Source organism: Cyanobacterium sp. Dongsha4 (assembly GCF_036345015.1).
Taxonomy (GTDB): Bacteria; Cyanobacteriota; Cyanobacteriia; order Cyanobacteriales; family Cyanobacteriaceae; genus PCC-10605.
Genome location: NZ_CP084098.1, coordinates 3,552,965 through 3,565,800, shown reverse-complemented (window position 1 = coordinate 3,565,800; position 12,836 = coordinate 3,552,965). Strand labels below are relative to the sequence as shown.

The 12,836-nt window shown below is 37.0% G+C and carries 9 protein-coding genes; 2 read left to right on the top strand and 7 right to left on the bottom strand.

From position 1 onward, the window contains the following. Positions 1-310: 310 nt before the first annotated feature. Positions 311-1,519: a ferredoxin--NADP reductase gene (gene petH / locus Dongsha4_RS15310; RefSeq protein ID WP_330203179.1), complete on the bottom strand. Its 1,209-nt coding sequence runs from the start codon at positions 1,517-1,519 to the stop codon at positions 311-313. A gap of 427 nt (positions 1,520-1,946) precedes the next feature. On the opposite strand from petH, the gene Dongsha4_RS15305 reads away from it, so the two are divergent. After that, entirely contained in the window at positions 1,947-6,398 is a 4,452-nt protein-coding gene (locus tag Dongsha4_RS15305; protein WP_330203178.1) for a PAS domain S-box protein, read from the top strand. A gap of 408 nt (positions 6,399-6,806) precedes the next feature. Then, positions 6,807-7,883 carry a recombinase RecA gene (recA, locus tag Dongsha4_RS15300; protein WP_330203177.1) on the top strand — a complete coding sequence of 359 codons (1,077 nt, stop codon included), beginning with the start codon at positions 6,807-6,809 and terminating at the stop codon, positions 7,881-7,883. Positions 7,884-8,060: 177 nt separating this feature from the next. On the opposite strand, the gene Dongsha4_RS15295 is transcribed toward recA, so the two are convergent. The 6 genes from Dongsha4_RS15295 to groES form a co-directional block, all read right to left on the bottom strand. Beyond that, positions 8,061-9,242 carry an RtcB family protein gene (locus Dongsha4_RS15295; RefSeq protein WP_330203176.1) on the bottom strand — a complete coding sequence of 394 codons (1,182 nt, stop codon included), beginning with the start codon at positions 9,240-9,242 and terminating at the stop codon, positions 8,061-8,063. Positions 9,243-9,394: 152 nt separating this feature from the next. Next, entirely contained in the window at positions 9,395-10,033 is a 639-nt protein-coding gene (locus tag Dongsha4_RS15290) for a histidine phosphatase family protein (RefSeq protein ID WP_330203175.1), read from the bottom strand. 80 nt (positions 10,034-10,113) lie between these two features. Next, positions 10,114-10,329 (bottom strand): hypothetical protein, encoded by a 216-nt coding sequence (locus Dongsha4_RS15285; protein WP_330203174.1) that lies wholly within the window; start codon positions 10,327-10,329, stop codon positions 10,114-10,116. After that, positions 10,317-10,619: a hypothetical protein gene (locus Dongsha4_RS15280; protein ID WP_330203173.1), complete on the bottom strand. Its 303-nt coding sequence runs from the start codon at positions 10,617-10,619 to the stop codon at positions 10,317-10,319. Before Dongsha4_RS15280 ends, Dongsha4_RS15285 begins: the two co-directional genes overlap by 13 nt. 65 nt (positions 10,620-10,684) lie before the next feature. Then, entirely contained in the window at positions 10,685-12,310 is a 1,626-nt protein-coding gene (groL, locus tag Dongsha4_RS15275; RefSeq protein ID WP_330203172.1) for a chaperonin GroEL, read from the bottom strand. A 163-nt stretch (positions 12,311-12,473) separates the two neighbouring features. After that, entirely contained in the window at positions 12,474-12,785 is a 312-nt protein-coding gene (groES, locus tag Dongsha4_RS15270; RefSeq protein ID WP_015218964.1) for a co-chaperone GroES, read from the bottom strand. Between the last annotated feature and the right edge of the window lie 51 nt (positions 12,786-12,836).

Sequence of the window (12,836 nt, the reverse complement as noted above, 5' to 3'; positions counted from 1 at the left end):
TTGTGTTCGGAGTTAAGATAAAAAAGAAATTTCCCCCTAAAACTCACCTGAGTTCGATGAAAAAAGTATCGAAAAATAAAGGGTTGAGAGTTATCATCGAGCCAATTTTGGAATAAAAAATTATTAAATTTAGGAAAAACTCATTTAAAATCAATTTATTCAGCTTTTTTGTCAATAATTATTACTTTTAACTCCGAACTTCGAACTCCGAACTCCGAACTCAGGTAAAACTCCAATACCTGAAACCTGACACCTAACACCCCAATACCCCAATACCCTAATATCTAAACCATTAAGACTGAGCTACAATTTAGTAAACTTCAACGTGCCAACGCTCTTCTTTCTTCATCTGTTTGCGTAAATCATCCCAATTCATACCTCTTTTCTCCGCTTCAGCAGTAAAGGTTTCAGAAATGGGAGGCTCCATACCCTTCAAACCACACATATAAACGTGAGTATTTGGTTTTTGGATTAATTCAAACAATTCGTCAGCATATTCACTTACACGGCTTTGAACATACATTTTGCCACCGTCTGCGGTTTGTTGTTCACGGCTGATAGCATAGGTTAAACGGAAGTTTTCAGAATAATCCGTCGCCATTTTCTCTAAATCATCTTTGTAAAGGATGTTTTCAGTGTAAGGAATACCGAAAATTAACCAAGCTAAACCTTTAAATTGGTAATCGGGGTTTAATTCTCTCTCCTTGAACATACGCCATAAAAATGCGCGGAAGGGAGCGATACCTGTACCAGTTGCTAACATAATGATAGTTGCATCCTCATCATCGGGCAGTAACATTTCTTTCCCTACAGGGCCAGTGATAGCAACATCTGAACCAACTTCTAAGTTACAGAGATAAGTGGAACAAACACCATATACGGTTTCTCCCTCGTCATTTTTGTATTCTAATTGACGTACACACAAAGAAACGGTTTTATCATCTCTGTTGTCGCCGTGACGAGTAGAAGCAATGGAATAAAGACGTAATTTATGGGGTTTACCATTATCATCTTCTCCGGGGGGTATAATGCCAATACTTTGACCTTCCAAATAGTGTAAATCACCAGCAGAAAGATCGAAGGTTAAATGACGCACAGTACCACTACCGCCTTCGGCTACTAACTCATAATTTTCTAAACATTTACCGACATAAGGATTTTTGGGACGATAAATATTAACGGGTACTTTTACTTCTTTTTTTTCTTTTTTTGCTTTGGGTTCGCTTTGAGTCATGGGTTGTGTTTCAGTAGTTGTACTAGAACCTTGACTCGGAGATTGAACGGGAGTTAAACCATCAATGGGAGTGATGTTAATAATTTTACCCCCAAGGCGGTTAATCCGATTCATTTCCTGATTCATCCTAGCGTAGGGTACAGCAATAAATACACTGCCACTTTTACGAATAGGATAGTCTAATGTATTGCTTTCCTGTTGAGAAACTCCCACTACTTCAAAGAGAAAGCGACGATTCTCATTAACAGAACTAGCAAAGGTTTTAATGTTGTTAAAGGTTCTCATTTAATCCTTAATATACTCCTGATTTTATGAAATTAAAGTAAAGTTTGTCTTAAATCAATGATGATGTCAACTTTTCCACACATCAACATTTTTATTTCGATAGAATTGAGTCAATAGTCACTATCAACTTATTGTTAATCTTACATGAAAAAGACTCAGAACTAAAGCCTGTATATCTTAAACTCTGTTCAGGATAAAATTTTTGGGTTGTACTAAGAAAGAGAAAAGAGGACAAAGTTTAAAGAATATTGACTATTTTAATGGTTAAATTAACTGAGAAAAACTTGAATAAATTATTAAGGCAACTATTTTATTCTTAATTTTGCTAATTCTATTTATAAATCTTTAATTTTCCACCCTTAACCAAGAACATACTATAAAATAAGATAATAATAATCCATCAAAAAAATCATGGAGATGAAAGGTAATGATGGAGCGATTTTTTTTTGCTATTCTCGATATTTCGTTAGATACCAAAAAATATTTCAGAGAGTTATTGATTAGTCTATCTTCGGCTCAAAATATTTGCATAATTGTTACGCCACATCATTCTCTTTTATGTTCACCTAGTAATATTAATGATTTAGATTCTTTCTTTGAATGCACTAATTATAAATTAATCAAGCCAAAAGGCTATCATACAATTGAAGCAAATCATATCTATTTACTGCCAGAAAATGATAAATGGATAGTTAAAGAGGGGGTTTTAAAAAGACTTAATGCAGAAGATACGATCGCACTTCCCTTTAATTTTCCTAATGATATTCTCCTCGATTCTTTCGCCCAAGAACAAGCTAATAACACCTTTGCCCTCAAACTATCATCCCAAGCTGAGGACGGAAAAAGGGGACTACAAATCCTTAAAAGTGCGGGAGGAATTATTTTTGATCCTTCCCAATCCCCTGAGCAAGTAGCCACAGAAATTAAGCGAACTATGGAAAAGAGGCGATCGCACTCCTCTGAAATATCCTTAAAAAAACCCTTTGATCCTAGTGACGATATATCTCAAAAATATCAAGAGAATATTCTGCGAGATACTGATAATATCTTAATTGCAACAAATATCAACGGTATTATCACCGACTGGAATCATCGAGCTGAAGAAGTTTACGGCTACAGTAAACAAGAAGCTATAGGTCAACCAGTAGGTATCATTTATTATGACTCAGAAACACCAACAAAAGATATAATTCCCCTTTTACTAGACAAAGGAAATTATCAGCTAGAACTGCCCTGTCGCCACAAAAATGGTAACGTTGTTCATGTGGAATTGCGCTTATCTGTAGTCAAAGATTCACAGGGTGAAATTATCGGCTTATTGGGAGTATCAAAAGATATTACCCAGAAAAAACAAATAGAATTAGAAAATCAAAGACTAAAAGAACGTCTCAACTTTATCTTAAACAAAACTCCTGCCACAATTTATAGTTCACACATTCAAGAAAATTATCAATATACTTATGTTAGTCAGGGTGTAGAAAATTTATTGGGTTATTCTCCAGAAGATTTATTAGAAAAAAAAGATTTTTGGCAAGAAAATATTAATCCCCAAGATGCTTCAAGAGTCTTTGCAGAAATTACCGATTTATTTGAATATGGATTTCTCCAACGAGAATATCGCCTACGTCACCGAGATGGTTATTATATTTGGGTCAGAGATGAATTAGTGTTGATTAAGGATGATTTTGGTAATCCTGTGGAAGTGGTAGGCTATTTTACCGATATATCAGAAAGAAAAAGACAAGAAGCAGAAAAAGCCCGAACCAATGCAGAGATTGAAGATCTTTATAATAATGCCCCCTGCGGTTATCATTCCCTTGATCGAGAAGGAAAATTTATCCGAGTTAACGATACAGAATTAAAATGGCTTGGTTATAGTCGAGAGGAAATAATAGGAAAACCTTTTATCTCCTTTCTAAGTGAAAAAAGTCGCCGTATTTTTGAAAGTATGTTTCCTCTAATGCTACAAAAAGGATGGCTGAAACATATCAAAGATTCAGAATTAGAAATGGTTGCAAAAGATGGTACTATCTTGCCTGTTTCAATTAACACTAGAATAATCACTGATAATAATGGTAATTATTTTCGCAGTCGTAGCACAATTATTGATATTAGTGAACGCAAACAAGCAGAACACAAAATTATTGCCTTGAAAAAACGTTTTGATTATCTTTTAAACTCTTGTCCTACTGTTATTTATAGCACTCAACCTCACGATGATTATCAATGTACTTTTATCAGTGAAAGAGTCTCTCAAGTTTTAGGATATACTCCCCTTGATTTTGCTCGACATCCCGCTCTTTGGCTAGATTTACTCCATCCAGAAGATAAGCAGAGAGTTTTTGCCAATATCGAACAGTTATTTATTGCCAATTTTATGACCCATGAATATCGTTTGCGCCATAGGGATGGTCACTATGTTTGGATTGCAGACGAATTAATTGTTATCCAAGATAGTAAGGGTGAACCTTTGGAAATAATTGGGCATTTTACTGACATTACAAAAAGAAAACTGATAGAACAAAGAGTCCTTGAAAGTGAAGCAAAACTACAGGCAATCCTCAATTTTTCCCCCTCTGTTATTTATGTTAAAGATTTACAAGGAAAGCATACTTTAGCTAATCAAGCCTTTTTAGATCTTTTTAATTGGAATCCTGAAAATATTGCGGGTAAAACCAATGAAGAAATTTTCGAGCCAGATATTGCCCGTGAAATTACATTAAATGATCAACAATTAATTGAATCTGGTGAGGCTCAACAATTTGAGGAAACCATTTTATATAACGGTGAAAAACGATATTTTTTATCGGATAAGTTTGTTCTTCGCAATTTAGCTGGAGAAATCTACGGCATTTGTGGAATGTCCGCAGATATTACAGATAGAATTAAGACAGAAAAAGCTCTACAAGAGTCGAGAAACTTGTTAGAAACCATCTTAAAAACCTTACCCATTGGGGTTTTTTGGAAAGATAATCAGTTAGTTTATCGAGGAATGAATTCGACGGCATCAAAAATTTTAGGTATTGATAATCCTGAAACTATAATTGGTAACACAGATGCAGATTTACCATGGGATGAAATTACTGTTCAAAAGATTCAAGAAGAAGACTTAAAGGTGATTGGCTCTGGAGATAGTCTGTTATTAAAATTACAAAATGTTTCTCTTGATAACAACACCAATATTTGCTTGGAAACCAGTAAAGTTCCCCTGCGAAATCTGGAAGGGCGATTAATAGGGATTTTAGGTATTACTCAAGATATTACTGCTCGTTTGAAAGCGGAAAATCAATTAAAAGATTTAACCCATCGCCTTCGTGTGGCTCTAAAAGCTGGAGCGTATGGCATTTGGGAGTTAGACCTTAAAAGTTTAAGTTTGCAATGGGATCAACAAATGTATGAAATTTTTGGCATGGATGAGGCACAGTCTTACCTCACTTATGCTGATTTTATTGCTTGTGTTTATCATGAAGATATTTCTTTTGTAGAAGATACATTTGCTTTAGTGGTGAAAGAAGAACAGGATTTTGTGGCTAAGTTCCGTATTCTTCGCCCTGATGGAGAAATTCGTTGGATAAATGCGATCGCACAAATACAAAGAGATAGTGAAGGAAACCCCGTTACTCTAGTAGGGATTAATAGCGACATAACACAAGAGAAAAAAGCCCAAGAAGAATTATGTCAAAAAAACCAACAACTGCAAATAGCGATGGAAAAAGCAGAAATAGCCAATAGATCTAAAAGTGAATTTCTCGCAAATATGAGTCACGAATTGCGAACACCTCTTAATGCTATTTTAGGCATGACAGAAATTTTGCAAGATCAAGTATATGGTGAGATCAACCCTCGACAAAACAAAGCACTAAAAACCATTGAAACCGCAGGTTCTCATTTGCTTTCTCTAATTAATGATATTCTCGATCTTGCTAAAATCGAATCCAATCGACTAGAACTAGACATTAAACCCCTCAGTATCAAAGAAATATGCTCTTACAGTTTATCTTTCGTAAGACAACAAGCCTTGAAAAAAAATATCAAAATTACTAGCCAAATTCCTGACAATCTAAATAAATTGATGGCAGATGAAAGACGTACAGGGCAAGTTTTAATTAATCTATTGAATAACGCCGTCAAATTCACTCCAGAAGGGGGAAAAGTTAGCCTTAAAGTGTCACGAGTTTCAGAAGAAAATCAGGAGATAACGAAAAACTATTTACGTTTTGCCATTACGGATACAGGTATTGGTATCAAAAAAGAAGACATCAGCAAACTATTTCAGTCTTTTGTACAATTAGACGCTTCACTAAATCGTCAATTTGAGGGTACAGGCTTAGGATTAGTCTTAGTAAAACAGATTCTCGACTTACATGGCGGAAAAGTAGAATTAACAAGTGAGTTAGGGGTTGGTAGTTGCTTTATGGTAGATTTTCCCTACGAGCTAGATCAACAAAATACAGATATGTCCCCACAAAAATCAAAAGATTTGCCCCCAAAAAACCCTCAAGCAGAAAAGAATCAACAAATATCAATTTTATTAGTAGATGATAATTGCCCTAATCTGCTCACCACTTCCAGTTATTTAGAAGCCAACGGATTTTCTATTCTCTGTGCCAATAGCGGAGAAGAAGCCTTAAATATCCTCAACACTCACCATCCCGATTTAATCATTACAGATATTCAAATGCCAAATATTTCGGGCATAGAATTAATTAAAATCATTCGTCAAAATCCCCTTTTACATCAAAGTAAAATAGTTGTTTTAACTGCCCTAGCCATGAAAGGAGATGAGCAAAAATGTTTAGAAGCAGGGGCAGATTTATATTTGAGTAAGCCTATTCGGTTAAAAGAATTAAATCTCAAAATACGGGAATTATTAACTTAACCTCTGTTCGACATAAAATTTTTTAGTTAACGGAGGGAGTGGGCAAAGGGCAAGGAAAAAAGGTCAAAGGGCAAGGGGCAAAGGTAAATAGTTGATAATTAATATAGTTAATAGTTAATTGAAATAACTATAATTTCTAACTCTTAATTCCTAACCCGTTACTCGTTTCTCCCTAATACCCTAACACCCTAATACCCCAACACTATGACATATAACTCAAATGATATAATTGTCTAACTCGAAAAAAGAACTATAAAAATCTTTTGCTTGGGAAAAAATAAGCTAAGATAGAGAGACAATACCTATGTACCAAATAAAATAAAATTCAAAAATATTTAGACTGAAACAAAGGTCACATAGAGAAAAAAATTACATTATCATTGAGAGAGTTAGACAGCAGAAAAACCTATGGCTACAAGTACAATGGCTCAAAACCCCGATAAGGAAAAAGCATTAAACCTCGTCCTCAATCAGATTGAGCGTAGTTTTGGCAAAGGCTCAATAATGCGTCTTGGAGATGCCGCAAAAATGAAGGTAGAAACTATCTCTAGCGGTGCTTTAACCTTGGATCTCGCCCTCGGTGGTGGTTTCCCTAAAGGTCGTATTATTGAAATCTATGGTCCTGAAAGTTCAGGTAAAACAACCCTCGCCCTTCATGCGATCGCAGAAGTTCAAAAAGCTGGTGGCATCGCCGCCTTTGTAGATGCAGAACACGCATTAGATCCTACTTACTCTGCCGCTTTAGGAGTGGACATTGACAATTTACTTGTAGCTCAACCTGACAACGGTGAATCTGCCTTAGAAATTGTCGATCAATTAGTACGTAGTTCTGCCGTAGATATTGTCGTAGTTGATTCCGTCGCCGCTCTTGTACCTCGTGCAGAAATAGAAGGAGAAATGGGAGATTTACAAGTGGGCTTACAAGCTCGTTTGATGAGTAAGGCATTAAGAAAAGTTGCGGGAAATATTGGTAAATCCGGAGCAACAGTAATCTTTTTAAACCAACTACGTCAAAAAATCGGTATCAGCTATGGCAGTCCAGAAGTCACCACAGGAGGTACAGCTTTAAAATTTTATGCTTCTGTCCGTTTAGATATTCGTCGTATTCAAACCTTGAAAAAAGGTAGCGAAGGGGAATACGGAATTCGGGCAAAAGTAAAAGTTGCGAAAAATAAAGTTGCCCCACCTTTTCGCATTGCTGAATTTGACATTATTTTCGGTTCTGGTATTTCTCGTGTTGGTTGTTTGTTAGACTTAGCGGAAAAAACTAGCATTGTTAACCGTAAAGGGGCTTGGTACAGCTACGAAGGTGATAACATTGCTCAAGGTCGAGATAATGCCGTCAAATACTTAGAAGAAAATCTCGAAATTGCCGAAGCTATTGAACAAAAAGTCAAAGCTGAATTAGAGATTAATAATGTCAGTTTCGGGAGCTCAGGGGATGATTCTGATTCTGACAATGATAATTTTGACATGGATGAATAGTTGACAACTCTCTGGGTAAAGAGCAAACCCCCCTTTACCCCACCTATTTAGGAGGGGAGTGCAAACCCCTCTGTATCTCCCCTTTTAAGGGGAGAAGGGCAACTGACATTAAATATATTCAACCCCTACCACCCCAAAACCCTAAGCCCCTAACTAACCCCAAACCTCGAACTCTGGTTATCCTTTAACACAAACGACTTGCTTTAAGGTAGCCACGATTTCCACTAAATCAGTTTGCTGATTCATTACTTCTTCAATGGGTTTGTAAGCACTAGGAATTTCATCAATAACCCCACTATCCTTACGACACTCAATACCCTCAGTTTGTTGAATTAAATCGGCAACATCAAATTCTTTTTTTGCTTTCGCCCGAGACATTTTTCTTCCTGCCCCATGACTACAACTACAAAAACTGTCATGATTACCCTTACCTCTGACAATAAAAGATTTTGCCCCCATTGAACCCGGTATGATACCGTAATCTTCTTGAGTAGCCCTTACAGCACCTTTACGAGTAACATAAACATCTTCACCAAAATGAATTTCTTTTTCTGCATAGTTGTGATGACAATTAACTGTTAGTAAAGGTTTACAAGGTTTACCTCCTGCTAAGTGTTTTTCAACAATACCTTTAAAGCGACTCATCATCACATCCCGATTAAAACGAGCATAATTTTGAGCCCATTGTAAATCTCTCCAGTAAGCGTCAAATTCGGGAGTATTCGCCACAAAATAAGCTAAATCAGGATCAGGAAGTTTTAAACCAGCTAATTTAGCCAATTCTTTTCCTGTATGAATATGACATTCTGCTAGTTTATTGCCAATATGACGAGAACCAGAATGTAACATTAACCATACTTGCTCATCGGTATCTAAACATAATTCAATAAAGTGATTTCCCCCTCCTAAAGAGCCCATTTGTTTAAGGGCTTTAGTTTCTAATCTTTGCACCCCTGAATGTAAATCGCTAAATTTTCTCCATCCTTGCCAATTAGTTACTTTTGTTTCTACTTCCTTATTTTCATTAAAACCTACGGGAATAATCGCTTCTATTTCCTGACGAATTTTTTTTAATTTTCCTTCCAGTTGATTTGCCTGAAAAGGTGTTTTTATTGCACACATTCCACAACCAATATCAACTCCCACTGCCGCAGGTATAATCGCATCTTTCGTGGCAATAACCGAACCCACTAAGGCCCCTTTTCCTAAATGTACATCAGGCATTAATGCAACGTGCTTGAAAACAAAAGGTAAAGAAGCCACATTTTTCGCCATTTGCATTTCTTGACTAGCTAAATCATGACCTGCCCATGACAAAACAGGTTTAGGAGTTGATAAAGTTAAAGGTTTATAAGCCATAATCGACCTATGATAAAAGTTATTTTTCTTTTATTGTAATGCTAGATTTAGTTTTTGATATTCAGTTCACTTCACTCCATTCGTTTAATAAACTGTACTATAGTCAAAAACCTATCTTCTTAAATCTCCTAAGCTCAAACTCTCAACTCTGATTAAGTTCCTTTTCTAGCGTGTAATTCTGGACGTAAATGGGTGCGATCGCACAAAGTATCTAAACGAGGACCTCGATCCGTTAAAGTCACCGTTGTCACAGAAGCTACAGGCATCGAGATGCGATCGCGATAACGTCCAATATCAATTCCCAAAAGAGAGCATAACATAATCCTAATAGTAGCTTTATGAGAAACAATTAACACATTACCAGTGGGGTAATTACGTTCAATTTCTTCTAAGACTTCATTACTACGACGAGCAATATCAATTCCTTTTTCACCGCCTGTAGGTGCATTCCAACCCGGATCTGCTAACCAACGCACGTATTCATCATGGTAAAGTTGATTAACCTCATCTGGGGTTTTTCCCTCCCAATTACCGTAAGCAATTTCCCTTAATCCATCCCGTTGTTGAATTCCCATACCGATAGTTTTAGCCAAAGGAGTAGCAGTTGCGATCGTCCTTGTGAGGGGACTGGAAAAAATACCCTGCCAACGAATGCTTTTATAGGCTTTAGCAAAGTCTTCCGCCATAAGATAGCCTTCTGGAGTTAAATCTAAATCCAAAACACCACAATAACCCCCTTTCGTACTGGCAGTGGTTTCTCCGTGCCTCAAAAAATAAATAATTAAGCTCATCTCTCTGGTAGTAATTAATCATGATCTAACTTCATTTTAAGCATAAAAAAAGGTAAGCAATGCCCACCCGATAAAAGTTTCTAAACTTTACTTAATTCAACACTTACCCCATTAAAATGACTATCTTGGGGTTGATAAGACAAAATTTCCACACCAATAGGCTCATTAGTTTTTGAGTCTTTAATTAAAATAACTCCTTCCCCCAATTCAGTGCTAATTTGTTCTTTTCTCGGTGACTGCCAAAATACTGTTAATAATTGTGTATCTGGTTCATAAAAAATCTTTACTTGTGCCATAGTAACTCACCTTCTTTAATCCCATCGGTTTGATAAGCTGTAATTAAGAATCCATCTCCATTTAAACGTTTAGCCACCGCTTCAACCCAACGTTTTTCTTTTCTCATGACATAAAATAAGAATACTGTTTTATCATGGCTACTACGATGAATTTGATCTGGATTAATTAGAGCTAGTTGTACTAAATCCAGTTTATCTCCTATGTCAGGATGTTTAATAATTAGCCGTTGCCAATAACTTTCAGATGTCCTGACGGTAAAGCCTAGTGGTGTTAATATTTCAAACATCAACTTATTTCAGAATAATAAAAAAGGTGGGCAATGCCCACCCTACAGTTATTTATTTAAGTTAGATTTTAGTAGTCGAAGTCACCGCCACCAGCAGGTACAGCAGGTTTATCTTTTTCAGGTTTGTCCACTACAATACACTCGGTGGTTAATACCATACCAGCAATAGATGCAGCGTTTTGAATAGCAGAGCGAGTTACTTTTGCGGGGTCAACAATACCAGCAGAGAACATATCCACATACTCATTGTTAGCGGCATCATAACCAGTGTTAAAGTCTTTTTCTTTAACTCTTTCAGCTACCACAGCACCATTTTGACCTGCGTTTTCAGCAATTCTTCTTAAAGGAGCAGTTAAAGCACGAGCTACGATTAAAGCACCAGTTAATTGCTCTGCGGTTAAGTTAGCGTTTGCCCATTCTTCGAGGCTAGGAGCTAAGTGTGCTAAGGTTGTGCCACCACCAGGAACGATACCTTCTTCAACAGCCGCTTTGGTAGCGTTGATCGCATCTTCTAAACGTAACTTACGATCTTTCATTTCGGTTTCGGTAGCCGCACCAACTTTGATTACTGCTACACCACCGCTTAATTTAGCAAGACGCTCTTGTAATTTTTCTTTGTCGTAGGAAGAGTCAGATTCTTCGATTTGACGACGGATTTGCTCACAACGAGCTTTAACGTCTTTTTCGTTACCTTCTGCGACGATGGTGGTGTTGTCTTTGGTGATGCTGATACGACGAGCTTTACCTAATTGATCGATGGTAGTAGTATCAATTTTTAATCCAGCATCTTCGCTGATTAATTGTCCACCAGTTAAGATGGCAATATCTTCTAACATTTGTTTACGGCGATCGCCAAATCCGGGAGCTTTAACAGCAGATACATTTAAGACACCACGAAGACGGTTAACAACTAAGGTTGCAAGGGCTTCTTTTTCGATGTCTTCAGCAATAATCATTAAAGGTTTGCCTTGACGGGCAACTTGTTCTAAAACGGGTACTAAGTCTTGAACTAAGGTGATTTTTTTGTCGGTTACTAAAATGTAAGGATCATCTAATACACATTCCATCCGCTCGGTATCGGTTACGAAGTAAGGAGAGATGTAACCTTTGTCAAAACGCATACCTTCGGTGATTTCGAGTTCGGTTTCCATGGATTTGCCTTCCTCGAGGGAGATAACTCCTTCTTGTCCAACTTTATCCATTGCTTTAGCAATCATTTCACCAACTTCGGTGTCGTTACCTGCGGAGATAGAACCAACTTGAGCAATAGCTTTGCTGTCTTCTACTTTACGAGCGTGTTCAGCAATTTTAGCCACTAAATGCTCAGTAGCTTTGTCGATACCACGTTTTAAAGCGATGGGGTTAGCACCTGCGGCAACGTTACGTAAACCTTCTTTAACGATGGCATGAGCTAATACAGTCGCAGTGGTAGTACCGTCACCTGCAACATCGTTAGTTTTAGAAGCGGCTTGACGAATTAAAGAAACACCAGTATTTTCGATGTGATCTTCTAATTCGATTTCTTTAGCAATGGTTACACCGTCGTTAACGATTTGAGGAGCTCCAAATTTTTTCTCTAAAACAACGTTACGTCCTTTAGGACCAAGAGTTACAGCTACAGCTTCAGCTAATAAGTCAATGCCTTTTTCGAGAGCGCGACGGGCTTCTTCGTTGTAAATGATAGATTTTGCCATAATTGATTCTGTTTAATTTACTGTATAATTTGTAATAATTTTTGGTACGTTGTAATGTTTTGTGGGTTGCGTACCTTAACCCAATCTATTTAAGCATTAGACAAAATGAGACTTTGACGGGAAAGTTGTCCTTTGCCCCTTGCCCTCTGCCCTTTGATCTTTACTATGAAACTACAGCGAGAATGTCTTTTTCGGAGAGTAAAACATAGTCATCGCCACCGAGTTTGATGTCAGTACCTGCATATTTGGAGTAAAGTACTTTATCGCCTACTTTAACTTCCACAGGAGTACGTTCACCTTTATCATTTACTTTACCTTCACCCACGGTAACAACTTCACCTACTTGGGGTTTTTCTTTGGCGTTGTCGGGTAAGTAGATACCACCAGCAGTTTTTTCTTCTGCTTCACTTACTTTAACAAAAACGCGATCGCCTAAAGGCTTGACGGTAGATACATTGATGGAAATAGCTGCCATAGATTGTTTACTCCAATTTCTCAAAGATTAATTATTTTGAGGGTCAGAGCT